16 protein-coding genes and 4 pseudogenes are annotated in these 25558 nt (G+C 67.0%); 14 read left to right on the forward strand and 6 right to left on the reverse strand.

What is annotated here, in order from left to right; genetic code table 11:
* Positions 1-37: 37 nt before the first annotated feature.
* From OHV05_RS35720 to OHV05_RS35730, 3 genes are all read left to right on the forward strand, one after another.
* Positions 38-1081 (forward strand): hypothetical protein, encoded by a 1044-nt coding sequence (locus OHV05_RS35720; protein WP_331730143.1) that lies wholly within the window; start codon positions 38-40, stop codon positions 1079-1081.
* A gap of 425 nt (positions 1082-1506) precedes the next feature.
* Entirely contained in the window at positions 1507-2256 is a 750-nt protein-coding gene (locus OHV05_RS35725; RefSeq protein WP_331730146.1) for a hypothetical protein, read from the forward strand.
* 195 nt (positions 2257-2451) lie between these two features.
* Positions 2452-2667, forward strand: coding sequence for a hypothetical protein (locus OHV05_RS35730; RefSeq protein WP_331730148.1), 216 nt, complete (start codon positions 2452-2454; stop codon positions 2665-2667).
* Between the two features lie 87 nt (positions 2668-2754).
* Here OHV05_RS35730 and OHV05_RS35735 read toward each other — a convergent pair whose 3' ends face one another.
* On the reverse strand, positions 2755-3204 hold the full coding sequence (locus OHV05_RS35735) for a hypothetical protein (RefSeq protein ID WP_331730150.1): 450 nt from the start codon (positions 3202-3204) through the stop codon (positions 2755-2757).
* A 618-nt stretch (positions 3205-3822) separates the two neighbouring features.
* On the opposite strand from OHV05_RS35735, the gene OHV05_RS35740 reads away from it, so the two are divergent.
* The 4 genes from OHV05_RS35740 (at position 3823) to OHV05_RS35755 (ending at position 11936) form a co-directional block, all read left to right on the forward strand.
* Positions 3823-5373, forward strand: a complete 1551-nt coding sequence (locus OHV05_RS35740; RefSeq protein ID WP_331730152.1) for a hypothetical protein — start codon at positions 3823-3825, stop codon at positions 5371-5373.
* 897 nt (positions 5374-6270) lie between these two features.
* Positions 6271-7665 (forward strand): IS1380 family transposase, encoded by a 1395-nt coding sequence (locus tag OHV05_RS35745; protein WP_331730154.1) that lies wholly within the window; start codon positions 6271-6273, stop codon positions 7663-7665.
* A gap of 599 nt (positions 7666-8264) precedes the next feature.
* Complete coding sequence (locus OHV05_RS35750; RefSeq protein WP_331730156.1) at positions 8265-9641, forward strand: IS1380 family transposase; 1377 nt, start codon at positions 8265-8267, stop codon at positions 9639-9641.
* 228 nt (positions 9642-9869) lie between these two features.
* Positions 9870-11936 carry a hypothetical protein gene (locus tag OHV05_RS35755; protein WP_331730158.1) on the forward strand — a complete coding sequence of 689 codons (2067 nt, stop codon included), beginning with the start codon at positions 9870-9872 and terminating at the stop codon, positions 11934-11936.
* 254 nt (positions 11937-12190) lie between these two features.
* Here OHV05_RS35755 and OHV05_RS35760 read toward each other — a convergent pair whose 3' ends face one another.
* The 4 genes and pseudogenes from OHV05_RS35760 to OHV05_RS35775 all read right to left on the reverse strand — a co-directional run.
* On the reverse strand, positions 12191-13585 hold the full coding sequence (locus OHV05_RS35760) for an IS1380 family transposase (RefSeq protein WP_331730161.1): 1395 nt from the start codon (positions 13583-13585) through the stop codon (positions 12191-12193).
* Positions 13586-13792: 207 nt separating this feature from the next.
* A complete protein-coding gene (locus tag OHV05_RS35765) occupies positions 13793-14833 on the reverse strand; it encodes a hypothetical protein (protein WP_331730162.1) in 1041 nt (346 codons plus the stop codon).
* A gap of 2044 nt (positions 14834-16877) precedes the next feature.
* Positions 16878-17077, reverse strand: a pseudogene (locus tag OHV05_RS35770) (integrase core domain-containing protein); the annotation flags it as partial.
* Positions 17078-17267: 190 nt separating this feature from the next.
* A pseudogene (locus tag OHV05_RS35775) lies at positions 17268-17540 on the reverse strand (hypothetical protein); the annotation flags it as partial.
* Between the two features lie 1082 nt (positions 17541-18622).
* Here OHV05_RS35775 and OHV05_RS35780 point away from each other — a divergent pair.
* The 3 genes from OHV05_RS35780 to OHV05_RS35790 all read left to right on the forward strand — a co-directional run bounded on the left by OHV05_RS35780 (position 18623) and on the right by OHV05_RS35790 (position 20885).
* The gene (locus OHV05_RS35780) at positions 18623-19207 is read left to right on the forward strand and encodes a DedA family protein (protein ID WP_405021627.1); all 585 of its coding nucleotides are present in this window, start codon (positions 18623-18625) and stop codon (positions 19205-19207) included.
* 300 nt (positions 19208-19507) lie between these two features.
* Complete coding sequence (locus OHV05_RS35785) at positions 19508-19978, forward strand: hypothetical protein (protein WP_405021628.1); 471 nt, start codon at positions 19508-19510, stop codon at positions 19976-19978.
* 157 nt (positions 19979-20135) lie between these two features.
* Positions 20136-20885 (forward strand): transposase family protein, encoded by a 750-nt coding sequence (locus OHV05_RS35790; protein ID WP_405021629.1) that lies wholly within the window; start codon positions 20136-20138, stop codon positions 20883-20885.
* Positions 20886-21029: 144 nt separating this feature from the next.
* Here OHV05_RS35790 and OHV05_RS35795 read toward each other — a convergent pair.
* Positions 21030-21251: pseudogene (locus tag OHV05_RS35795) on the reverse strand (IS110 family transposase); the annotation flags it as partial.
* Between the two features lie 347 nt (positions 21252-21598).
* Between OHV05_RS35795 and OHV05_RS35800 the strand changes: the two are divergent.
* The 4 genes and pseudogenes from OHV05_RS35800 to OHV05_RS35815 all read left to right on the forward strand — a co-directional run.
* A pseudogene (locus tag OHV05_RS35800) lies at positions 21599-21717 on the forward strand (IS5/IS1182 family transposase); the annotation flags it as partial.
* A 197-nt stretch (positions 21718-21914) separates the two neighbouring features.
* Entirely contained in the window at positions 21915-22277 is a 363-nt protein-coding gene (locus OHV05_RS35805) for a hypothetical protein (protein WP_405021630.1), read from the forward strand.
* A gap of 90 nt (positions 22278-22367) precedes the next feature.
* The gene (locus OHV05_RS35810) at positions 22368-22862 is read left to right on the forward strand and encodes a hypothetical protein (protein ID WP_331730174.1); all 495 of its coding nucleotides are present in this window, start codon (positions 22368-22370) and stop codon (positions 22860-22862) included.
* A 32-nt stretch (positions 22863-22894) separates the two neighbouring features.
* Entirely contained in the window at positions 22895-25294 is a 2400-nt protein-coding gene (locus OHV05_RS35815; protein ID WP_331730176.1) for a hypothetical protein, read from the forward strand.
* Positions 25295-25558: the final 264 nt, after the last annotated feature.

Consider the following 25558-nt stretch of genomic DNA (forward strand, 5'->3'; position numbering starts at 1 on the left):
ACCCAATGGGGGCGCGCCGCGTACTCCTGCAGAGTCCATGGCAGGCGCCGTCACGTACTTGGAGGTTGCAATGCCGCTGGACAGGGTGAGGCTCGAACGGCTCGAAGCAGCACTTGCCCCGAGCGGGGTTGACGAACTCGACAGGCAACTCTTGCGGGCACTGATCGCGCAACGATACGGGCTCGGTTCTGACTGGCTCAATCAGGATGAGCTCCAGAGACAGAACGCCATCTGGGAAACGTCTTGGACCGAGGAGGAATATCGACAGTTCGGTGCGCTCCTGGACGCTGTACAGGGGTCTGCTGAGGACCGTGCGGCCAACGAACAGCAGCTACGCGAGTGGCTCGGTCGCATGCTCAGTAAGGTAGTGGTGTGCCGACCACACGAGCTCGGTATCGAGGGATGGAACGAACTGACGGTCGGTTTCGCAGCCACAACGCACTGGGCACGGTGGGATCCTAGTGAAAACATCCTGATGTTTCTCGAGAGCGGGCTGGAGAGGCCTTCCCTTGACGACCCCCGATGGGGCGACATCCCGCCGGCTCCTCCGATCGACCTGCCCGGGTATCCCGGCTGGTACTACCGCTGTAATGACCCCGAAGGTGTACGGAGCTTCGAATATCGGCAGGGTCTGGACGGGGCCTGGATCACTACCCCGCCGGGCACGCCCGCTATCACGGCCACTGTCCCTACCGGTATCCGGGTATCTCCCAGCGTAGAGCGGATACGGCACTTCGAAGAAGCGGTTCAGCCAGGGAAGAGAACCGCCAAGGAGAACACCTGGTGGTGGGGCTGGAAAATGGGCAAACCAACCTTCTACGACGCGGGTAGCAGCAGTGTGGAGCCCAGCGGGCAAGAGGACGGATGGCTGGATCGGCAAAGATTCTTGAGGGCCTGGGAAAGAAAGATGCCTGCTGTAGTACAGCCTGAGGCCCCCTTGTCATACGAGGCCTTGACAGAAGGACGTCTGCCAGAGGAAAGCGCTGCACTCGAAGAACTGTTCAAGGTGGTGCCCCAAGCAAGGAATATGACGGATGGCGAGCTTCGGGATCTATTGATGCAGAGTTTGAGAACAGACTGAAGACTGGAGGGCCTACAGATATGCCGCCCAAAAAAAAATCAAGCGGCGGAGACCCAGCCGCCGTCACGCCAGAAACAGTAGTAGAAGCCACAAAGAGGTTTCTCCGAGAAAATCCCAAAGCACGTGCAATCCTGACCAACTTTATAAAACCAGATCCCTCGGGCATGTCAGGGGGGCCGCCACGGATAGTCAGAGGTAAATCAGATTCTCAGGGCAGGGCGGGTAAGCCTGCGATGATCAGGCAGACGTCAGACTCGCCGGGCACGGTGCCGCCATCGATCGCCAGGCAGGCTTCCGGACCCCTAAGTGAACGCGGGAGGCCGAGACAAGAGACACGGAGTGGATCGGGTAAGCCATCGGCGGGCAGGCGGAATTCAACCCGCACAGACGCGAGCGGAAGTTCAACGCCGGCGACCGAAGCAAAGATGCCCGAGAAATTGGCCAGGCAAGTATCGGCCTCACCGACCCATCACGACCTAGGCTTCCTTGACTTTCTCTCCGACAGCACCGAGAGCAATGCGGATCTTCAAGCGAGACTGCAACGGGAGCGCAAAAAAGCAGAGAAAATGGAAGCGACAAGAGAGGAAGAAGAGGAAAAAGCCGCCGCAGTCAAAGAGGTCGAGGAAATAACTGAGGCCGATCTTTCTCCTGCCGAGAAGGCGATGATTGAAGCCGCTCTTTCATCCGCAAAGAAGGAGGCGATAAAAGCCCTGGCCACCTATCGAATGGCAGACGATAACAATCGTCATGGAGATCTGTGCAAGGAGTGGTTCGGAGAGAACTATGCGGCCCTCAGAAGGATTGCACAAACTTTTGAAAAGATGGGCAGCGTTCCGGATTCGTGCATAAAGAAATATGACAGCGGGGGAAATGAAAAGCTCACCAGTGGCGCTGCCGCCGGGAAAATATTCGCATACACCCAGAAGGATGGAAAATATCAAGGAATCTTTCTTGTCGATAAATTCTTCAAGCTCTCTCCGGAGGATCAGAAGTGGTGCATCCTGCACGAGATGGCGCACTGGGTCGACCGGTCAATACTAGACTGGCCTGCATCGAGTACTCCTGCCGACGTGCGGGATTGGGTGGCTGACCCCGCCCGAAAGAGTATCTCCGACCAGAATGCCTACTGCTATCAATACTTCGCTTCCAATGGAGTCTTTGTCAAAGGGGTTTGATCTTGCCATTTCGGGATGTTGTCACGTTGTTGGTGGCGGAGTGAATGATCTTCTGGCCATCGGGGTCCGGGCCTCGATTCGTCAGCGGTTGGTGCTCGGTGACTGTCTCGGCGGTTCGCCTGGAATGTCCTCGGTGCCGGTGAGGCGGGGCCGTCGCATGACGCTGCGGGTGCGCCGGATTCCACGGGGCCACAGTTGCTGGCCGAGCAGCCGGGCGCTCTGACGATCCTGGTCGACCGGATGAGCGGGTTGGAGTCCGAGCGGGTTCTGCTGCAGGACCTGGAGCCGGGGGCCGTGCCGGCCGACGTACTGGAGAAACTGCTCGCGGAGATTGGCGGCTGGCCGCTGCTGCTTCGGTTGGTCAACCGCCTGATCGTGCGAGCGGCCAGGATCGGAGTGGGCCGCCGCTGACGCTGCCCGTGCGGCGGCAGGTCGCCTGCAGGCCGTGGGCGGCAGGCTTTGGCACGTCCGGCTACCCTGTCCGGCCCCAGGCGGTGGTCAGCGGCGGGTGTGCCAGAGCCGCATGTCCGCTTCGAGGGCTCGGGCGTCGGGCCAGCGGTCGGGTGGCGGCTCTTGGGGGGCGCCGCCGTCCATGACGTTGACGAGGGCTTCGGCGACGGCAATGGGGTCGCCGATGACGGGTCCCGCGAGTGCGGTCGTGGCGGTGATCGCGCCGGGCCCTGTGCCGAGCGTCCATTCGTAGGACCAGCCGCGGATCGAGTGCCATCGCACGGTGAGGGAGCGGCGGTCGCTCGTCGGGCACCGGGCGCTGTGACTGCCTGGTGCCCATTCGAGGACGGCGGCCAGGACCGGATCGGCGCCGGGGCTTTCCTGTCCCTCCAGCCACCATACTCGGGGCGCGGCGCCGAGATCCTCCAGGCCGTTCACGAGCTCGGTGAGGTATCCACCGTGGGGCAGGCGCCCGCTCCCTGCCGGTAGCTCCGCCATCTTCACACCCTCCTTCGGATCGACGCCCGAACCGGGCGTGTCCTGCTGTACCGGAGCGGCCGTCCGGGCGGCCCGGTGAGGGCTCCGATCGGCCGGGCCGCATACCTGTGGACGGAACATACTGCCGTGCCGCTGCAGTTGGAGGGCCGATGCCCTGTCGAAGGGTCACTACGTGTCGCGGAAACGTTTTACCCACAGCCATTTAGGGTAATTTCGTCTGCTTTCCACAGGGCGGACCCGGCGGGGAGAATCCTCCGGGAGGCCGTGCCCCGGGCAACGCTTCGGGCCGACTCCGGTTCCTGATCGTATGACCCGCAGCATCGTGGAACGCGTGCGCGAGGTTGGAGAATTCTGGAGTACCGAGGGACCCACGTGCCGCCCATGTCGCTCACCGGCAGCGGCACGCGGCTCCGGGTTGTGCCGCAGTGCGGCACAACCGGTCGGCCCAGCATGTTTGAGGAGTGACCACACATGCCTTGCACCGCTACGAACTGCACCCGCACGGACCCTGTGACTGCGGCATGCAGCAGTTGCGGCGCGGGGATACACGGTGCCTGCCTCCTCAGGCGCGGCGCATCCTGCACCTCGTGCGGCGCGTCGTTCGGCCAGGTGACCGCTGTGGCCAAGCTGGCCGCCAGATTCGCCGAAAAGCATCCGCATCCCCTGCCGGTGACGGCAGTGGTCCCGAAGCCGTCGTCGGCTGAGCAGGAGGCGGCTGAGGAGGTTGAGTGGCGGACGATCGCCGGTGCGCTCGCCAGGACGGGCCCGGAGATGACGCGGATGGTGACGCGGGTGGATCCGAAGCCGGCGCCGGTCAGTGGGCGGGAGCCGGGCGTAGCCGCTGAGGAGGTTGAGTGGCGGACGCTCGCGGGCCCGGAGATGACGCGGGTGGATCCGAAGCCGGGGCCCGTCAGTAAGCGGGAGCCGGGCGTAGCCGCTGAGGAGGTTGAGTGGCGGACGCTCGCGGGCCCGGAGATGACGCGGGTGGCTCCGAAGCCGGGGCCCGTCAGTAAGCGGGATGTGGGTAGGCAGCCGAGTACAGTCCCGGCCCCGGGCGGAAGCGCGACCAGTCCGTCGGATGCGGACTATATGTTCGCCGATCCGGAGGACAGCCGGGTCGAGACCGAATCGTCCCTGCATGACGGCAGCTTCCGCAGCGGGACCCCTGGGGGGACGCCTGTGGGAACCCCCGGAGGCACGCCGCGCCACTCAGTGTGCGAGCCCCCTCCCCTGGAGGTCGACACCGACGCGCCGGAGGCCCATGACGTCCCCGGCCTTGCCCCCACCAACACACCGGTATCGGTCCACCGGAAGGGGAGCCTCCCGGAACTCAGCCACGACAAGATCCGGAGTACCGTCTCGGGCCTGTTGGGGCAGGTAACGAGCAAGGTCAATTACGATGCCATTGGCTTCTACAGCGCCGCGCACAACAAGCGGGTCCTGGCCGATGTCCTGGAGGGCCGGACCCCAGAAGATGGTGGAAAGACCGTGCAGTTCTGGCAGGTGCCCACGTTCGGATTCCTGTGGCTGATGGCCGAGTCGGCTGACGCCGTCGTCAAGCCGAAGTTCAGGGGAGAATTGGCGCACTCGGTGGGCCAGATCGAATTCTCGATCGTGCCGGTCAGCCTGGCCACACGAGCGGACATCACCTACAGCAGTGGTTACGCCCCCTCCGCACAGCTGGCGTTGGAGCAGGCCCTCTCCGCGTTGGCTCCAGACCGCTTCTCACCGCCCCGCCCCGTCTCTGCGGCCCGCCCCGTCTCTCCGGCCGGTAAGGAGCAGAAGATCTCGGCCAAGAGCGACCTCTCAGATTTCGCGAGCCGCTGTGTGGCGCAACGCGACCTGACCTCCGCCGCGAACCGCGTTGCGGTGCAGGCCGCCATCCAGGAACTGAAGAAGACCAAGGCCCCCGTGGAAGGGCTCGTCTACTGGATCTTCGGGAACCACGTGTGGTTCGGACGGGAGGACGACCTCCCGCCTCTCGTCCAGTTGGCCAAGACCGCCCGCATCACCTTGACGCGCGGGACCCTGACCGTGACCGTGACGACCGTCTTGTTCGCCAAGCGCGACACCCTGCTGTACTCCATGGAAGCGCTGAGCCCTGGGGAGCGCACAACCCTGAAATCCTGGGAGAAGCCACTGGGAGTCCAGATCCACAGCAGGAAATGACCGAAGACGGCACTGCCACATTCCCGCCGAGCGAGCCGGAGCACGGATGGGCCGCGCCGACCGCACCGGCGGAGGACTTCGCGTCGCCGGGCTCGTCCGCGATCAGCACCGCGTCGCCGTCGTCCAGCGCGGCAACCGCCCAGGCGGCGGCCGCGTCCAGCACCGCTTCGTCATCCCAGCTGGCGCGGGAGGCGCGGGCCGCTGTGGCCCATCACCTCGGCGGTCCAGCAGTTGACGTCCTCCAGCTCCATCAGCCGCCATCGGCGAGCCGGCGGCACGTCGATCGCGTCCCCAGCGGGGAAACCCGCTGGCCACAGTACCCACGGGGTCCTCGAAGAGCTCACGATGCCGGGCATGCGCTATCGTCGGCGCGGCACCCGCCGCGTACTGATGCTGAGTCACAACTCACCATGATCCTGGCGGCTGTCCTCATACCCGGAACCAGCCTCGACCTCGCTGACCAGCGGCGACACCCGTGAATGGGAGCCTGCCGTTGCTCACGGTACGTAATGACCGCTGTGGCGAGTCCCGGCCTGTGCCGCTGGCGGCCGCCTCGGAAAGCCCGGCCGAGCTTCAGGCGCCAGCGCCGCACGCTCTCGCACGACACGGTCACACTGCGCTCGGGCATCAGCTCCCCGATGCCGCAGAAGCTCAGCGGGAACCGGGAGTACAGCCACACAGGGCGAGATGACCTCCGCCGGGTACCGGTGATTGCCGTATCCGGGTCCAGGAGCAGACGCCGCGCTTGGTCAGCGACCAGTCAGCCCGGGTGAGCTACTTGACCACCTTCGACTAGCCTCGGCCTTTCACGGCGAGCACTGTCCGACGGGTGATCAGAAAAGAGAAAAGTGCTCCTGACCTGCAACGATGGGACTTGTCTAGGGTCCAGTCAGCTGCATGGAAAGAAGCACTTCTCAGGTGAACAGTATCGGGTCGTATCCGCGTGTTCGCGTCGAGGGCAACGGTCGCGGGGTGGTCTCGCAGTCCGGCGCCGTGCTGCTGGTCGAGACCGCCCGCAAGGCAGGGCTGGATGCGGCGATATCGACGGCGCTGGTGCCGTGGCGCAAGGCGCGTGCGGTCCATGATCCCGGCAAGATCCTGCTGGATGTCGCGCTCGCGGTGGCCCTTGGCGGGGACTGCCTGGCTGATGTCGCGATGCTGCGGGCCGAGCCCGCCGTGTTCGGCCCGGTGGCCTCCGACCCGACCGTCTCCCGTCTGGTCGACACCCTCGCCGCGGCCGGGCCCCGTGCACTGGGGGCGATCCGGCGGGCGCGGGCCGAAGTCCGCGAGCGGGCCTGGCGGTTGGCCGGCGAGGCGGCCCCGGACGCGGGCGGCGAGGTGACCGTGGACATCGACGGAGTGCTGGTCCTCGCGCACTCCGAAAAGCAGGACGCGGCCAAGACCTGGAAGAAGACGTTCGGCCACCATCCGCTGTTCGCGTTCGTCGACCACGGCCCGGACGGGTCCGGGGAGCCGGTCGCCGGGCTGCTGCGGCCGGGGAACGCCGGCAGCAACACGGCCGCAGACCACATCGAAGCGGCCCGGACGGCACTGGCCCAGCTACCGAAGAAGTACCGGCGCGGACGCCGCACCCTGATCCGCACCGACTCCGCCGGCGGCACCCACGACTTCCTCAACTGGCTCACCACACGCGGCCGATGGCTGTCCTACTCGGTCGGGATGACCATCACCGACGCCATCCACCAGGCGGTACTGAAGATCCCGGCCCCGGCCTGGACCCCGGCCCTCGAACCGGACGGGCAGGTCCGCGACGGCGCCTGGGTCGCCGAACTCGCCGGCGACGTCCTCAAGGGCTGGCCGAAGGGGATGCGGCTGATCGTCCGCAAGGAACGGCCGCACCCCGGAGCGCAGTTGCGCTTCACCGACGCCGACGGAATGCGGCTGACCTGCTTCGCCACCAACACCACCCACGCCCCGATCGCCCGCCTGGAGCTGCGGCACCGTCAGCGGGCCCGCGCCGAGGACCGCATCCGCGCCGCCCGCGACACCGGCCTGCGCAACCTGCCCCTCCACCGGTTCGCGCAGAACCAGATCTGGCTGGAGATCGTCCAGCTCGCACTCGACCTGCTCGCCTGGATGCCCATGCTCGCCCTGACCGGCACCGCCCGCCGCTGGGAACCCAAACGCCTACGGCTGCGGCTGTTCTCCGCCGCCGCCCAGCTCGTCACCACCGGCCGCCGCCGCTACCTCCGCCTCGCCCGCCACTGGCCCTGGACCGACGTGATCACAGGCGCGTTCGCCCGCCTGCACGCCCTGCCAGACCCCGACTGACCAGCAACAACGCCCCACCCCAACGAACACCAGACAACATCCGGAACCGTGGAACCCGGCGCCCACCCGACGCGACAGCCGGGTCACAAGCCTGCCCACCGGCGGAAACACCCCGCCCGGACAAGCAGAAACGGCCCGCCAGCCAAGCTGACGAACCGTCATGCAAGATCGAGGCTAGGGCATCTCACCCCCCTCGGTGTCGGTGCCGTCGAAGACGTGCTCGGCTCGGTGGCGGCCGCAGTCTCGGCCAACTCAGTGGTACTGCCGAACAAGGTCGGCCCGCCTTCGGGTACGTCGGCGGACGGCTGCGCAGCCGGGGTCGTGGACGGGCCGTCAGGACCACGCTCTGCCCGGGCCGACGCGATCGGGCCGCCCCGGCCTTGCTCCCGAGCGGAACCCTGCCGATGGTCCACGATCCGCTTCACACAAGGGCACAGACGTCGCCGGCCCATGGCTCGCGAGCGCCGCCCTGCTTAGCCTCGGGCTTTCATGAGGCCAGCTGTCCGACGAGTGGTCAGGAAAGCAGAAAGGGCCTCTGACCAGCGAGAATGAGGATTGTCTAGGTCCCTGTTCCCGCCCCGGTCGGAGGCACTTTCCAGGTGAGTAAGCGTAGCGGGTCGTATCCGCGTGTCCGCGTCGAGGGCGGTGGTCGCGGGGTGGTCTCGCAGTCCGGTGCCGTTCTGCTGGTCGAGACGGCCCGCAAGGTGGGGCTGGACGCGGCGATATCGGCGGCACTGGCGCCGTGGCGCAAAGCGCGCGCGGTCCATGACCCGGGCAAGATCCTGCTGGACGTCGCGCTCGCGGTGGCCCTGGGCGGGGACTGCCTGGCCGATGTCGCGATGCTGCGGGCCGAGCCCGCGGTGTTCGGACCGGTCGCTTCCGATCCGACCGTCTCGCGCCTGGTCGACACCCTCGCCGCGGCCGGACCCCGTGCCCTTGCGGCGATCCGCCGGGCACGGGCCGAAGTCCGCGGGCGGGTCTGGCGGTTGGCCGGCGAGGCGGCCCCGGACGCGGGCGGCGAGGTGGTCGTGGACATCGACGGAGTGCTGGTCCTGTCGCACTCCGAGAAGCAGGACGCGGCCAAGACCTGGAAGAAGACGTTCGGCCACCATCCGCTGTTCGCGTTCGTCGACCACGGCCCGGACGGGTCCGGGGAGCCGGTCGCCGGGCTGCTGCGGCCGGGGAACGCCGGCAGCAACACGGCCGCAGACCACATCGAAGCGGCCCGGACGGCACTGGCCCAGCTACCGAAGAAGTACCGGCGCGGACGCCGCACCCTGATCCGAACCGACTCCGCCGGCGGCACCCACGACTTCCTCAACTGGCTCACCGCACGCGGCCGATGGCTGTCCTACTCGGTCGGGATGACCATCACCGACGCCATCCACCAGGCGGTACTGAAGATCCCGGCCCCGGCCTGGACCCCGGCCCTCGAACCGGACGGGCAGGTCCGCGACGGCGCCTGGGTCGCCGAACTCGCCGGCGACGTCCTCAAGGGCTGGCCGAAGGGGATGCGGCTGATCGTCCGCAAGGAACGGCCGCACCCCGGAGCGCAGTTGCGCTTCACCGACGCCGACGGAATGCGGCTGACCTGCTTCGCCACCAACACCACCCACGCCCCGATCGCCCGCCTGGAGCTGCGGCACCGTCAGCGGGCCCGCGCCGAGGACCGCATCCGCGCCGCCCGCGACACCGGCCTGCGCAACCTGCCCCTCCACCGGTTCGCGCAGAACCAGGTCTGGCTGGAGATCGTCCAGCTCGCACTCGACCTGCTCGCCTGGATGCCCATGCTCGCCCTGACCGGCACCGCCCGCCGCTGGGAACCCAAACGCCTACGGCTGCGGCTGTTCTCCGCCGCCGCCCAGCTCGTCACCACCGGCCGCCGCCGCTACCTCCGCCTCGCCCGCCACTGGCCCTGGACCGACGTGATCACAGGCGCGTTCGCCCGCCTGCACGCCCTGCCAGACCCCGACTGACCAGCAACAACGCCCCACCCCAACGAACACCAGACAACATCCGGAACCGTGGAACCCGGCGCCCACCCGACGCGACAGCCGGGTCACAAGCCTGCCCACCGGCGGAAACACCCCGCCCGGACAAGCAGAAACGGCCCGCCAGCCAAGCTGACGAACCGTCATGCAAGATCGAGGTTAGCGTTGGTCTCACCCCGCGCGCAGGGAACGAGCCGGACCGCCGGAGGAGCCATGTACATCGACGATGCCCAGATCGAAAGCTTCGCCCGTGGAATCTGCTTGAGCGTCGACAACAACCTGGACCATCTGGAACCGCTCGGCGGAGACGGCCTGGGAACGTTCAACGATGCTGTCAGAGCGTACCGAGAATGCCGCCTGGGAAGCCCGGAATACTTCTTCAAGGCCTATTCCGAGGCCGTGCACAGATCCGGTATAATCGGCGACCGGAAAGCAACCGCCGACGAGATTCTGAAGCACGAGCTCGAGCATTTCTGGCGAAATTTCTCCGTCTACCTCCCTGACCTCCGGAGCATGGGAGAGCCCGGCTTCTACGAAACCTTCAAAGTGATGACAGCCATCGGTTCCCAGGGGGAATTCTACTTCCTTCAGCAACGCCGGGACCACGTGGAATCCCCTGCGGTGGTCGTCGGGGCACCGAATGCCCGGGGTTTCACCCTGCTGACCTCGATGGGCGAGGATATCCTCCCACTGATCGGATCCGCCTGGGGCCGGATGACCTTCACCCGCCGACGTGGCGCGCTGGTGCCCAATTCCCTGACCGTCGAGTACCTCGCCGGAGATACCTCGGCATGCGACCCGAGCGTCTTCCGGAACGCCCTGCGGGACGGCGGCAGCAGTACGACCCTGGTCGGTTTCGGAGGAGAGCCGGCATCCCCCGCCCGTGCGCGGGCGGGGGATGCCACGCCGCCCGAGGCCACGCCGTCGGCTCCGGCCAGGCGGGAGTCGAAGTCTGGCGCCGTACACCGCGAACCGCCCCGGACCGAGCGGGCAGCACCCGACATCCCACCCCTCGGCAAGAAGCAGGCTGCCCAGCAGGTCCCCCCACCATCAGATCTGGCGGGCCTCAAGGTCCTCGCCGCGCGGCACCGTGCGATCAAAGAATGGCAGCTGCCGAAGGACAAGAAACAGGCCGCGTCCGTCGAGGAGTGGATCGCCCTGCGAGAGAGCGCCTCGTCGCTCGACGGTGCTCTCGAACTGTACAGACGGGTCAAGACGGCCGGTGCCGCCCTGGCAGGCTCGGATTTGGAAGACACGGTCTCGGGCTACAAGTCGGACTTGATCGAAAGAATCCATTCCATGCTCGGCGAGAAAAGTACTGCCCAGTTTCCCGGGAAGGCCAGCCCCCTGGAACCAGGCGCCTTCCGCTACGCCTATCTCAGGCAACGGATCTTCCTCTTCAAGGACGCAGCCGCCCTCAGCCGGGAACGGGCAGACGCCTTGACCACCGCCGGAGGCTCCACTGGCGGTGCTTACGCGATCCCTGGGGAAGCCGCAGGGAAGACCGCCGTGCACCTCGTCGACGGAACCAGCGAGCGTCACATCGATCTGGCCGTCCGCAAGCTCGGAAACAGCAGCATCTCGTTCTTGAAGGGACGTCCGAGCAGGGCGAGCCTCGGGACCACGGCAGGGACGGCCAGCGTCGAGGTCGAGAGGGTGGCGGAGCACGAGTCCGTCAGCCACCCGGTCCTGGCAGAACCGACCCTTGTCGTGGGCTCGGATGAAAGATCTTTCGAAGTTGCCCGCCCCGGGCACTACATCCCACTGCGAGAACTGACCCCCGGCGAAGGAATATCAGAAGATCTGATCGCCCGCATAGCTATCGTGATGAACAGTGGACCGGCCACGATCGGCAACGCGGCGCGAGGGCTGCTCGATATACTCCCGAAGGACACCTGGGCAGCGGAATGGAAGCGCGAAGTCTTCGACGACCTCATCGGATACGGCCTGATCGAGAGCGGAGTATATCAGAAAACCCCGGACTGGAGCCGGCCGACGTACTACGTCTTCATGCCCTCAAAGCACTTCCGAGGGCATGAAGACGGCTCAGCCAGAAGCGTGTACCTCCTGAACCGTGTGAACCTCTCGAATGAGTTCCTGGAGGACTTGGGGAGACTCCGCTCCGAAACCATGGGGATCGGGAATCAGATCGGCGAACTGGTAGTCATGAAGAAACGCTTCGGAAGGAGGGAATTCCTCCTGAAGATGCCTTCCGCGGTGGGCCCCGTCGACCTCATCCGGACAGCTCTGGAGAAGACGTTCGGCATCACCGTCCGCTGAGCGGCACCCGGATCGGGTACAGGACAGCCGCCCCGGATGGTACCGGCCACGCGGGCTCCGTACCCCTCGACGACGCTTAGCCTCGATCTTGCATGACGGTTCGTCAGCTTGGCTGGCGGGCCGTTTCTGCTTGTCCGGGCGGGGTGTTTCCGCCGGTGGGCAGGCTTGTGACCCGGCTGTCGCGTCGGGTGGGCGCCGGGTTCCACAGCTCCGGAAGTGGTCGAGTGCTCGTCGGGGTGGGGCGTTATCGCTGGTCAGCCGGGGTCTGGCAGGGCGTGTAGGCGTGCGAACGCGCTGGTGATCGTGTCGGTCCAGGGCCAGTGGCGGGCCAGGCGGAGGTAGCGGCAGCGGCCGGTGGTGACGAGCTGGGCGGCGGCGGAGAACAGCCGCAGCCGTAGGCGTTTGGGTTCCCAGCGGCGGGCGGTGCCGGTCAGGGCGAGCATGGGCATCCAGGCGAGCAGGTCGAGTGCGAGCTGGACGATCTCCAGCCAGACCTGGTTCTGCGCGAACCGGTGGAGGGGCAGGTTGCGCAGTCCGGTGTCGCGGGCGGCGCGGATGCGGTCCTCAGCGCGGGCCCGCTGGCGGTGCCGCAGCTCCAGCCGGGCTATCGGGGCGTGGGTGGTGTTGGTGGCGAAGCAGGTCAGCCGCATGCCGTCGGCGTCGGTGAAGCGCAACTGCGCGCCGGGGTGCGGCCGTTCCTTGCGGACGATCAGCCGCATCCCCTTCGGCCAGCCTTTGAGGACATCGCCGGCGAGCTCGGCAACCCAGGCGCCGTCGCGGATCTCTCCGCCGGGTTCGACTGCGGGGGTCCAGGCAGAGGCCGGGATCTTCAGCACGGCCTGGTGGATGCCGCCGGTGATGGTCATCCCCACCGAGTAGGACAGCCACCGGCCGCGTGTGGTGAGCCAGTTCAGGAAGTCGTGGGTGCCGCCGGCGGAGTCGGTGCGGATCAGGGTTCGGCGTCCGCGCCGGTACTTCTTCGGTAGCTGGGCCAGTGCCGTCCGGGCCGCTTCGATGTGGTCTGCGGCCGTGTTGCTGCCGGCGTTCCCCGGCCGCAGCAGCCCGGCGACCGGCTCTCCAGACCCGCCTGGGCCGTGGTCGACGAACGCGAACAGTGGGTGGTGCCCGAACGTCTTCTTCCAGGTCTTGGCCGCGTCCTGCTTTTCGGAGTGCGCGAGGACCAGCACTCCGTCGATGTCCACGACCACCTCGCCGCCCGCGTCCGGGGCCGCCTCGCCGGCCAACCGCCAGGCCCGCTCGCGGACTTCGGCCCGCGCCCGCCGGATCGCCGCGAGTGCGCGGGGCCCGGCCGCGGCGAGGGTGTCGACCAGGCGCGAGACGGTCGGGTCGGAGGCCACCGGGCCGAACACGGCGGGCTCGGCCCGCAGCATCGCGACATCAGCCAGGCAGTCCCCGCCAAGGGCCACCGCGAGCGCGACGTCCAGCAGGACCTTGCCGGGATCATGGACGGCCCGAGCCTTGCGCCACGGCGCCAGTGCCGTCGATATCGCCGCATCTAGCCCTGTCTTGCGGGCGGTCTCGACCAGCAGCACGGCGCCGGACTGCGAGACCACCCCGCGGCCACCGCCCTCGACGCGGACACGCGGATACGACCCGATACTGTTCACCTGAGAAGTGCTTCTTTCCATGCAGCTGACTGGACCCTAGACAAGTCCCATCGTTGCAGGTCAGGAGCACTTTTCTCTTTTCTGATCACCCGTCGGACAGTGCTCGCCGTGAAAGGCCGAGGTTAGGCCGCCTCTACCTCAGCGGCCTACGGAACCCCCTGAGGTTCTCCGGAGGCCACCCACCACGAGGACTATGACCAGGCCGGACAGCGAACCGCTGCTGGAGTACTAGGCGATGATGGTCACTGCCTGCTCGTCGGAGGAGAAGACCCTGACGGCTACGTCAGTGCAGCTTTTATCCGGGTCTGCGTAGATCAGGAGCTGCCTCCCTCTGCTGCTCTCCCGGTATCCGGTCACGACGATCCAGTGTTCGCCCGCCTTGAGTCCCACCATGATGAGCCGGCCGTTCCCTATGTGCCCCTTGATCGCCTCGAAGGAAAGGGTTCCACCCACGGTGGCTTCGATTCCCGCAGCGAGCATCGGCGTGGTGAACACCGGATAACCCATTCTGTTCTCAGCGTCGTCCAGTCCCGCAGAGCCTTTCCCGCCGATTTGGCGCAGTCGCAGGTGAACGTCTTGGACGGTGACGCCGGTCGCACTCTTCTCGGCCTCTCGATAGTGGTGGATGTACCGGGCAGCCCACTCTATGGGGGAACCCGCACCTCCGGTTTCGATTTCCAGCACGCTGAGTATGTAGGCGTGCATCATGTCCGCTGCCTCGGTCTCCCGGAAGCCGTAGGATCGCGCGACCATGGCCGCCGCTGCCGCATAGCACAGCTGCCCGACCCGGCGAATATGGCAATCGGCGGACCATCGACCGGACCTGACCTCCGTCCATATCTCCCCCGGAACGGGGTGCTGCATGGTGGAATCGAAAACGACGTTCTCGTCGCCGACACGGGTTTGGCAGACTCCGCACTTTTCGCCAGGAGACAGGCAGCCCTTGTGATAAAAGGGGCCCAGCACGTGCTTGGGGTCGTAGCCGACGGGACATCGGACGACGGCTGCCGTACCTGTCCCGGCGAAGTCGAGGTCGGCCCCGCAGCCCAGGGCACACTGCGGGGGGTCACTAATGACGGTGCCCTGCCACAGGGCCGCGATCGCGGTGATGTCCGTTACATCTGGTGTGCGCATCGTCCGTCTGGTGGGGGCTGGGGACTGTGCGGTGGAGACCGACGTCTTCTTCTCCTTGGCGGCAGCCGAGACACTGATCCGTGTATGCCCGTCTCCGGCCCCTGCGGTGCTGCTGCCGGGTATGTCGAGCAGCACCGCCCCGACGACGGGGGAAGAGGCGCGGGCAGCAGCAGGCCGACGGGGCCGAGGGCCGGCTGAGGCCTGCACGGAATCAGCTGCCGGAGTCGGCGGCTCCGCACGGGGCCGACGAATTCCTCGGTGCTCCGATGTGGCAGCCGGGCCGGGAGAAGGTGCGCCTGGGAGCGGAGGAGGAGGCGTAGTGCTGACGTAAGCCCGGGCCAGGGTACGGACGTCCCCCGCCCGTCCTGCGGCAGGTACGAGGCGCCGACGGCCGGTGCCGGCCAAGGACAGGCCGCCCCTGCACAACGGGCAGGGAACGAACGGCGCTGTCGCACAGGCGCGGTGAAAATCGAGTTTGCAAGTCTCGCAGCGGCTGTAGACCGGGTCGGAGGCCGGTTCTCCGCCCTGGGTGCAGCCCCGGCCGTCAAGTCCACACGGCATGACCACCTCCATTGGTCCTCGTGGTTACCCCAAAGGCCTCGCACCGGCCCGTCGCACCGACTCGGGAACGACGCGGCCCGGACCGCTATCTTCACCCCCCGCCCTCCACCCGCCGGTCTACTGCTGAGCCGTCCGTCAGGCAGACAACCCGGGCCGGACAGGCAGCGGTCCCCCCGGGCCGACTCAGTCGGCAGGGAAGAGGGGACGGTTCGCCCGGTGCCCGGTGGTGACGCTGCCGGTGTCGTGCTCCCTGATCATCCCTACCACGAGGGCAGCGCCCATGAAGGTCACCAGAGCGCACGCCAGTAGTGCGGTGTCGAGACCGGCGAGGAACCCCTGCCCGGCGGCTGCCATCCCGGCACCGCTGTTCGAAGCCGGGTTAACCCTTCGACCCACCATGCGCCGCACGCAGAGCTCTGCAAGGTCTGATTTTCCGACGTTCGCCCTGGTCGGCGGGGGATGTCGAGGAGGCCAAGGGGCTTGGCGAAGGCGCTTCTGGCCACTTCCTGAGCCGACTGCGGGACGCCGGTGACCCCAGCGATCCGGCTCGCGGTACTGGTGCCGCCGGCTGGATGGCTGCAAGTCTTGGTGGAGCGGTGGACGATGTTCACCACGACCGGACCCGAGAACTTCCGTCAGCGCGGCCGGGAAACTCACAGCCGCCACCATCCGCTCCTGGGAAGACCTGGGCGCGCTCACCAAAGCCGTCACCGCGTCCTTCCCGCGGGTTGGCATTCGCGCCATCGACCGCTGCCTCTCGCCTCTGGGCGGACGGCATGGCCGAACCACCCCGGACCGGCACCTGGGCGACGATGCCCTGGAACGCGCCTGCAAGAGCGCAGGCTGCGCCGTTCCCCGGCCCGCCCGTGGCACGGTGCCACGACGAACTGGTCACGACCAAAAGCCACGACGGAAGCCGGCGCAGGCCTGCGCCTCCTGATCAGGCCCGCTACGGAATCGGGTGAGAGCAAACCGGTAAAAACAGCGCCCACCCCAAGGCTCCGGTCCGCTCTGGCGAGACGGCTGTATCGGCTACCGCCTCGCCCTCGCCATCCCGCGCACCGCCCAAGCACTGGATCCGCCGGTGCGAGTACCGAATGCCGCTGTCTCCTGAACCGGAGCCAGCTCGCTGGGTGAGGGCGTGTCAGGTGGCCGGCAGGATCTTGCAGCTACTGGGAATGATCCCCAGCCATTGGAAGAACGGTGAGTTCGCGACGGTGGTGGGGCTGGCGGTCGTGCTCAGGGTCACGGACTGCTTTCCGAACTTGGTGCTGTCGCACTTGTACGTCGTGGCCTTCTGGGGTGGGGTTGGGGCCGCGTTCGCCGCTGTCGGGATAGCAACGAGGCCCGCAGTTGTGAGCATGCCAGTGCACAGGAGCGTCGCAAGAGCTCTTTTCATGATCGGTCCAGGAGGTGAGGGAGGACAGGTAGCCACAGTCTCCGCCAGTCGCGAGTCAGGAGCGAGCGAACTGCAGGTGCTCCGACCTTCTCTGCCCGAACGTCGGGAACCTCCGCCCGGGCGGCCCTCTTCCCGGAACCCACTGGACTCTCTGAACCGTTCCGACTTTCCTGCCGGTGGTTTGGCGGCCGATGACCAGTCGGCCACAGCTCGTGGGTCAGCGTAGTGTGCTGCCTCGTACTCGGTGGGGCTGATCATGCCCAGAGTGGAGTGCAGACGGGGCGGTTGTTGTACCAGTCCACCCACGCGGCGGTGGCGTACTCGACGTCGGAGACGGTTCTCCAGGGGCCGTCGTGGAAGACCTTGGTGCGGATGCACTCGGCCTTGTAGAGACCGTTGATCGTCTCCATCAGGGCGTTGACGCTCCTATAGTTGTCAACTCGCTGCGGAGGCCGTTCGCGGGGTGGGTCGGAGCAGGTGGTAGACCTCGCGGATGACGTGGCGTTTGAGGCATCGGATGATCTCGCGTTTGGTCTTGCCTTCGGCGCTGAGCTGGCGGTGGCCACCGTGGTTGATCCGGTGCCTGCCGCTGGTCATGCCGGAGCTGGTGGGCACGGGGGCGATGCCCGCGAGCTTGGCGAGAGTAGCCTCGGACTTGATCCGCTCGGGGTTGTCGCCGGTCACGACGAGGATCTCCGCGCCGCGGTCCACACCTGGCCCTCCACCCAGCCGTGCGTGGCCGGACCCTCGGCCAGATACGCGGCGAGTTTCTCCAGACACCGCAGTGACAGGCGGCACCGCGACCCGCCCGGGCCGCAGGAGGCCAGAGCCTGCACGCCGCCGTCCCGCCAACGCCCTCACCGTCCCCAACGACGAGACCACCGGCCAGATCAGCTACCAACCACCACAACCAGAATGACGGCCAGTCACACCCGCTGTCGAGTACGGTCCTGGTGCTCCTCAAAGCAGTACGTGGCGCTCTCAGGTGCACCGCCCCGGCTGAGACGCAGTTGCCAGCGATGGTCCTACCGCCAGCGCCAGTCCTCCGACCCGGAGCCCGTCACACCAGCGGTGGGACCCACGCTGGGTCCTCGCTTCCAAAATGGCCTTCCCCCGCCCGCAAACGGCCGCGCCCGACCCGACAACGGAAGACACCTCTGTGCCTTCCGCAGGGGCCAGCTCCAGGCAAGGCCCAGCAGGCCGCCCTCCCCGTTCGGCCAAGCGCAAATCCATCCCCACCACCTCCGTGCCGAAGTCAAGCGCCACTGGAGCAGCCTCCGCGGTCAGCGAGCGCAGAGAGAAGAAACAGCACCGGCCCCGGAACTGTTTGTGCTTCTACACGAGCACCGCACCAGGTAGTCGTTGATGCGGTTTGGGCAGGAGACCAGCGAGGACGGGCACAACCATGACCACCGCCACACCCACGGCAGCCCGCCATTTCTGCGGGGAATTGCGCGTCCGCTTCGACGGAATTGACCGGTGGGCTTGCGGGACCGCTGGGTAGGGCCTGGAGGCCCCTCTGGCGCCCCTCTCGGGGGGCAGGCCGCCCCAGTGGGGCCACGGGGAACACTGTCCGTGAGCTGAGGCTGGTTCCATTTCTCCGGGGAGCTCTGCGTGAGGTTCGACGAGATCGACCGGCGATCCTGCGAGACCGTGGGCTGACCACCACGGCTGGCATCGGCCAACCCAAAGGGGGATCGTCAAGCACGAACTCAAACAGATCCAGTACCGCCCGTACCTTGTCGACGGCTGCCTCGCCGGCACCAGGCTCACCTTGGACGGCTGACCGACATCACGAGTACAAGTTCAGTGCAGCGGCCCGCTCGAAGCCTTCCCGGTGTGGCACGAGACACAATGATGTGCCTCAGGCTATGAAACGTTCACCCGCCAGCGTTGACCATGCAGTCGCCCGGAGGCCTCCGGGCGACTGGACAGGGAGCTTCGCCTTGGATGCCGTAACGGCAGTGGGACCAGTATGGATCTGCGCACTCGCGCTCCTCGCCGTACTAGGTGACGCTTTCCTCCCCTTCATCCCGAGCGGCACGCTGGTGATCCTGGCGGTGCTCAACACCTCGGAGATGGAAGGTGCCCTGCTGCTGGCAGCCGGCGTGGCCGTGGCCTCCTTCCTCGGCGACCTGGTCCTGCTCAACCTGGTCCGGCGCGGCTCACCCTCCGTTCAACGCCGCCTCGACCACCGGCCCGAGCTGGCGGCCAGCGTCGCGCGGCTCCAGCAGTACCTGACGAGTCAGACCGGATGGGCCGCGGCCCTCCTGGTGATCGTCGCCCGCTTCGTCCCGGCGGGCCGGACCATCCTCGACCTCGCGGTTGGTAACTCCACCGACTCCAGCCGTCGATTCCTGCGGCTATCGGCGTTGGCGGCGCTGGTCTGGGCCAGCTATATCGTCAGCCTCGGCTGGCTGAACAGCCGCTGGTTCAACACCGACTGGCTGAGCCTCGTGGTCTCCTGCTTCGCTGCCACCGCGATAAGCACCACCGTCGTTCGCCTGGTCCGCCGTCGGCGACGTGAGCTCGCGCTCGCCGGACGATGAGGATCACTCACGGAACCGCCTGACGGGTGGTGCGGGTTGGGCTTTTCGGGGTGGTTGGAAGGTGTCTCCCACGAGCCGTGAACACCTTGAGCCTTTTCAGAGCGGCCACTGATTCCCAATGAGCTCGTTTCATCTTGAAGTTGCAGGTCACGGTGCTGGTGTGGTGCAGAGCTGGGGCGCTCAGGCTGGTCGGGAACCTGATCGTTAGCAGGAGATCGTCTGCCGTGTGGCCGGTTCGCCCGAACTCCGGAGTCGACTGCCGAGGCCTCCTACCCTCCGAGGAGGGTTCGGGCGGGAGGCATGCCGGTGGTGGACGTGTTGACGTGGGTGATGCAGCGTCGGCTGGTGCTGGCCGACCGCGCCGAGCGGCTGCGCAAGGAACTCGCCGAACTCGACGTCGAAGTCGCACGGTTGGAGGCAGCCGAGGTGGTGTTCGGGCAGTTTGCCGACGCCCAGCGAACCGGTCAGGCGGACGACCCCGCCATGGCCGAGGAGTTGGAGCGGGTCACGACCACTCCCGGGGCGGGCGGGATGCTGCTGGTCCCACACCGTGAAGCAGGCATGGACGCCGGCGTGCTGCCCGATGACTACCAGGCAATCCTCAAGGTCGTCGCGGGCGCGGAAGAGGCGGTCAAGGCGGGGGACGTGGCGCTGGCGCTCGGCAAGGGAATGCAGCCGGCGCAGGTCGAACCACTGCGTGGCCAGCTGCGGCGACTGGCGGATCGGGGCTGGCTGCGGCGGACCCCGGCGGGTCGCTACACCCTGCGCTGATGTCGGACGCCGCCGCGCGAGGCGGCCGAATCCATCCGTAACTCATGGGCCCCCGGCGGGAGTTGGGGATTCCATGCGAAAGAAAACCAGCCCCGCCGAGGGTCCTGAAGGACTTGTCTACCAGTGCCGCCTGTCGCTGTCGAGCGACACCGTGAGCATGGTCGCCGACCTGATACGCGGTCATCTGAAGAAGATCGGCTCGCGCTGGCGCAAGCTTGCGCCCGGCAGGATCGCCGTCATCGTGCTCGCCGTGTTGCGGCACGACCAGCGGCTTTGCGATATGGCCGGCGGCAACGACGTGTCCGCCTCCACCGTGCGCCGCTGGCTGCTGGAGGTGATCGAACTCCTCGCCGCCCGCGCCCCGCGACTGGACCGCGCCCTGAAGAAGATCACCCGACAGGGCGGCGTCGTGGTGCTGCTGGACGGCACGCTGGTACGCACCCGCAGACGCACCGGGGACGAGAACCGGCCCAACTACAGCGGGAAGCACAAGGTCCACGGCCTGCTGTTCCTCGCACTGACCGACGAGAAGGGCAACCTCGTCTGGATCTCGGCGGCGAAGCCGGGGCGCTCCAGCGAGATCACTTCCGCACGCCACAACAAGATCTGCGCCAAGCTCCGCGAAGCCGGTCTCGGTGCCCTGGCCGACCTGGGCTTCGTCGGCCTGGACGACGACCCCGCCGACCCGGTGATCGTCACCGGCCGCAGGGCGACCCGGGGCCATCCGCTGACCGAGGCCCAGAAGGAGGCGAACCGGCTGGTCAGCCGCGAGCGAGCGGCCAACGAGCACGGCTTCGCCGACCTGAAGAACTGGCGGATCCTCACCAAGGTCCGCATGAACGCCCGGCACGCGACCGCTCTCTTGCGGGCTCTGCTCGTGCTGACGAACGCCGAGATCTCCCGCTGACGGATGATCACCTGCCAGCGATCACGCTCCCGACCGGCCAGAGCACCCCACCTCCGGCCCACACCAGCCCGGCGACCTGCAACTTCAGGTTGGAAAACGCTCAATGATGTTGTCAAGTAGCTGTTGTGACGTACCGTGACGCCGTCAAGCCGCTGTGGAACCAGAGCGGGTGGCGGTGGTATCGAAGGGCCGGTGGTCGCGTATGAGGGCCCACAGGACATTGAGGCGGCGCCTGGCGAGGGCCAGGACAGCCTGTTTGTGGGACTTCCCCTCGGTGCGTTTGCGCTGGTAGAACTGCTTCGATTCGGGGCAGTAAACGGTGGCGACCTGGGCTGAGAGATAGAACATCCGCAGGAGCCGCCGGTCGACCTCGCCGACGTGTCCATACGAGCGATCTGGTTCGCGCATCCCAATTAGCGGCCGAGTCGTCGCGGGGTGCCGGGCGGCCAATCAGTGGAAGCCACACCAACGGCACTCGGGTGATAGCCATACCCGGCACCCCTGGGTGTCCCGATCTTACGAATGACCCGGACAGCCCATGAAGGACGGTATGGATCGAGTGACGGCTGGGCGGCTGGGCGGCTGCGGACCGAGACGGGACGGGACGGACAGGGTTCCCCGGCAGTTGAGTGAGGCATCTGACGTCTCAACTCTTCTGCTGGGGGCCCTGATGGTTACTCGTCCTGCCACACGCGCCCGTGGAGTGGGTCACCATGCTCATCGTCACCCGGGCGGGTGACCGCCGCCGCAAGCTCCGCCCTCCCAGCGGGCGCTCGTCGTACTGGTGTACCCGCGCAAGGAGAACCGCCACACCCGCTTGACGTCGGCAGCCAAGGCGGTCCTCGCCCCGGAGCTGCACCGCTGAAAAGGCTCACTGTCAAGAAGAGCTGGACGGTGGTGTAGGACCAGGCGGAGATCCCGGCCGCCCGCCACTGCTACATGGCGGCGACTCTGCGGATCTGGGCGTCACCGAGCCGGCTGCTGAAGCCCCGCGAGGGAGTGCACCAGCCGCTGCCGAAGGAGCTGGCGGTGTCGATCGACGTGCGGGTCTTCGGGGCGCACGTGTACTACGCCCTGGGCCTTGCGGAGTCGATCGAGAAGGAGTTGCTGTCGGCGTTCGAGGTGGTGGTGCTGGAGCTGCGTGACCCCCGTACCGACCACCGAGGCGCAGCCGGTGCCGTGGGTGCGGGGGTGGGTGATGCGGTGGACGGGAGTGAGGATGAGGGTGCTGGCCGCGATGCGGGCCGGGCTGCTCAAGGTCGCTGCGGAACGCGGCCTGCGGCGCACGATCACCTTCCACAACAGGACCGTCGAGGCCCGGTATTTCTCCGAGACGCTGAACCAGACGGCGGAGCGGCTTCATCTCCAGGCTCCGGTGGAATATCCGGCTGAAGTGTGGGCGCAGTGGCTCTCCGGTGAGCATCCGCTGGATTTTCGGGAAGAGGTCATCGGCAGGTTCAGGCTGGACGAGAAACCGACGGATTGGGCTATCAGGTGCTGTCCCAGTGCAAGATCGTCACTGACGATATGGATATCCCGAACGCAGAGTCGATCCTTATCCTCGGCCGGAGCAGCATGGCGGATATCGTTCAAGCTGTCGGACGGGCCATGGGGTTGAAGCCCGGCGAGAAGAAGATGGCGGACCTCATCGTGCCGGTCTCCCTCAGGCCCGGTGAGAATCCCGGGGACATTCTGGAGTCGGACAGCTGCGGCGGGCTCGTCAAGATTCTGGCCGCGCTGCCCTCGCATGGCACCCGCATGCCCCCTGCGGACGACGTCCTGGCGCTGTTCATCGCGTCCCGGCTGTTGAAGGTTGAAGAGCGAGATGCGATCACCGACTTGACCTCACAAGAAGCATCACCCCAGCGCCTGGGCCGCCCCGCGGAATCGTCCGACATGTCCAGTGCCCGTTGGGGAAATCGGACCGCCGACAAGGACGGACCTATGTGCCATGTGCAGCCTCGGGCCACTGCTTAGGGTTGGAATCCGAACCCCACCGGGAGAGTGCCATGAGCTTCAGGGAACGCGAGGATTGTGTTCGGGTGGTCAGGGGGGCCCTCTGCGCGCGTGAGGGCGAAGCGGCGGCGATCGCCAGGGTTCGCGAGAACCTCGACGCGTACTTCCATACCTACGGCGTGGGATCCGGCAATGACTGGCGTGACCTGCTGGTCGAGAACCAGATCTTGCCGAGCCTGCTGGACCTGATCTTTCCCGATGGATCCGAGGAGACCGTCGGAGCGCTGGCGAAAGCGGCGGCCGACGGTACCGACCAGGATGCCCAGGAAGTTCTGGCCGGGGTGATCTCGCACGCGTTCCAGCTGTGGTCGTCGGACTATTCATGGCCGAGGTGGAACGGTGAAGCCGGCTTCTGGTGGTCGCTCGAGCACAGCAGGAACGGTCGTGCGCTGCGGGTGCCCGGAGAGCGGTCGAGGATGCCCGCCAGGGCTGCCTGGGAGTCGGCAGCCCGGCAGGAGGACTCGGAACCGGCCGGCCGGGAGCGCAAGGGCGCGGTCGCCGCCGGGGCGGGACCGGAGCGCGGCATGACCGAGAAGTTTCTCCCGGGCTCCTTCGAGGCCAAGGTGTATGACCTCCTGAAGAAGGGTGACTGGACTCCCGGTACCTGGCGGGAGATCGCTCGCAAGGCCCGGGAGGAAGCCCTGCCGGCGCTCGGCCGGGAAACGGGGGGAACCGCGTCCGACAGGCGCCAGCTCATCTCGAAGGAGGCGGCTCTCGTCGCAGCGTCCAACAGGGCGATTGCCCTCTTTGTTGAATCGACCCTTCAAGGTCTGGAGGTGGACCATGCGACGGTCTTCATCCAATGGCGGAAAGCCAATGCGATGGAGGTCAAGATCTCGAAGGCCGGGGTCCTGTCGTTCATCAAGAGCAACTGTGGCCCCCTCCTGGCCGACGGCTACACCGGTATATGCACCAGGGCGGAGAAGGCGGTCACGGCCGCGAAGGACCTGATCAGTGGCATCCAGGAGTGCATGACGGAGCTCCAGGAGGCCCAGAAGCAACTGGAGAAGACCAGCGACCCGACGAGGGCGATCGCCGCGCTGGCCCAACGCCGTGAGCTGGCGGTAAAGGTTGTGAAGAAGGTCCAGGGCCTGGCCGGCGAGATCACGGAGATCTCGAAGGCGATGAGGAAGCTCGTCTCGGACGCGGCCTACTACTACTACGCCATGAGCGACAGCCCGACGGAGACGGCAGCAGGCGAGCTGGAGCTGGTGTTCGGAGGCATCAGCCGCGTGCTGGGAAAGACGCCCCTGCTGAAACCGGCGGTCGGAGCGGTCAGTACCGCAAGGCAGGGCTACCGGGAGTTGCGCCGCCACTACAGCTCCCTGGCCGCGGCCTCCAAAACAGCGGAGGAGCTGACCGAAAAGCAGTTCCTGGATCTCCTGGACCACAACCCGCTCGCCATCGCCAAGGCCATCAGTATGGAAACGAAGGCGCGGATCGCGATCGCCTTCTCCGCGCTGGACACCTTCATCGCGGTCGGCGACCCCAGCGGTCTGGCTGGCTACCTCACCTCCTTGACCCCCCTCGTGAAGACCGCCCTGACCGAGATCGTCGACCAGCAGATGATGGCGGCGGTGGAAGCGGCCAAGCTCCCGGCGGGGAAGGCGGAGGCGACCACCGCGTCGTCGGCGGACGCAACGGCTGCCAGGATGGAGAAGGCCTTCGTGAGAGCGAACATCACCATCCAGGCCCAGGCCCTGGCCGCGGTCAACACCTGCATACTGGACACCTCTCAGCAGAAGATCGCGGAGGCACTCGCGGGGCGAGGAGTCTCGCTGACCCTCAGCAGCCACCCCGGGGAAGCCCTCCGAAAGCACGCCCTGACCGTCATCATGAAGGTGGTCGTGGCGGCGTTCCCACAGAAACCGGCCCAGGCGGTCTCCGGGGCGGAGCTCCTGAAGACACTCGATGGTTTCTCCAAGCCCCTCTCCCCGCCCACTTCGCCCCGGCGGAAGGCACCGCGAGAGGTGTCCGGCTGGCCGGTGCTGCGGGAGGACCTCACGAAGTACGACATCACGGGGGAGCGACCCTACGTAGCGGTCCTGGTCGCGGGGAGCCGGTTGTGGGGCTATGTCACGGAGCAGTCGGGTGGTCCGCCCGTCCTCCAGTTCGACCGGCCGGACCCGACGTCGTCGATTCGCCCCGACTACTGCGCGTCGATCGTGCTGGAGCGGTGGGGATACCGGGAGACGACCGGCAAAAAGGTCAAGGGGACCTGGTACAGGAACTTCAAGGACCACTACACCCTGGTGACCGCCAAGAGCGGGGACTACATGTACTTCGCAGCGGGCACCCGCGTCGCGAACGGCCGGAGCTCCACGGTCGGCAGCGTCCTGGGGGAGTTCGGGCTGGAGACGGAGCTGGCCTTCCCGTCTGCCCGGTCGGGCTGAGCCGCGGCGTACAGCGTACGGCACCACCCTGCCACGGGGAGTCCCGCGACCACCGGTGCGTGCGGTCGTTCATCAGTGGACGGCGGCGGTCCACCTTTCGGGTGGACCGCCGGGTGCCGCGTGTTTGGTCAGCTGGGCGGTTGCAGCCGGAAGACCCTGATGTTCAGCCCTTGGTAGGCACCGGTGTCACCGGTGAGCAGCGGAAGGCCGCGGGGCCAGTCGACGTCGGGTGAGGCCGCGTGGGCCGCGTGGGCCAGGCAGCTG

The organism is Kitasatospora sp. NBC_00070 (assembly GCF_045041205.1).
GTDB lineage: Bacteria > Actinomycetota > Actinomycetes > Streptomycetales > Streptomycetaceae > Kitasatospora.

What these genes read in the sequence shown, in the direction of transcription:
- OHV05_RS35725 (WP_331730146.1), top strand. Translation starts at nt 1,507, where the DNA reads ATGCCCGAGAAATTGGCCAGGCAAGTATCGGCCTCACCGACCCATCAC.
- OHV05_RS35785 (WP_405021628.1), top strand. Translation starts at nt 19,508, where the DNA reads ATGCCGGTGGTGGACGTGTTGACGTGGGTGATGCAGCGTCGGCTGGTG.
- OHV05_RS35745 (WP_331730154.1), top strand. Translation starts at nt 6,271, where the DNA reads ATGGAAAGAAGCACTTCTCAGGTGAACAGTATCGGGTCGTATCCGCGT.
- OHV05_RS35760 (WP_331730161.1), bottom strand. Translation starts at nt 13,585, where the DNA reads ATGGAAAGAAGCACTTCTCAGGTGAACAGTATCGGGTCGTATCCGCGT.
- OHV05_RS35755 (WP_331730158.1), top strand. Translation starts at nt 9,870, where the DNA reads ATGTACATCGACGATGCCCAGATCGAAAGCTTCGCCCGTGGAATCTGC.
- OHV05_RS35815 (WP_331730176.1), top strand. Translation starts at nt 22,895, where the DNA reads ATGAGCTTCAGGGAACGCGAGGATTGTGTTCGGGTGGTCAGGGGGGCC.
- OHV05_RS35720 (WP_331730143.1), top strand. Translation starts at nt 38, where the DNA reads ATGGCAGGCGCCGTCACGTACTTGGAGGTTGCAATGCCGCTGGACAGG.
- OHV05_RS35790 (WP_405021629.1), top strand. Translation starts at nt 20,136, where the DNA reads ATGGTCGCCGACCTGATACGCGGTCATCTGAAGAAGATCGGCTCGCGC.
- OHV05_RS35735 (WP_331730150.1), bottom strand. Translation starts at nt 3,204, where the DNA reads ATGGCGGAGCTACCGGCAGGGAGCGGGCGCCTGCCCCACGGTGGATAC.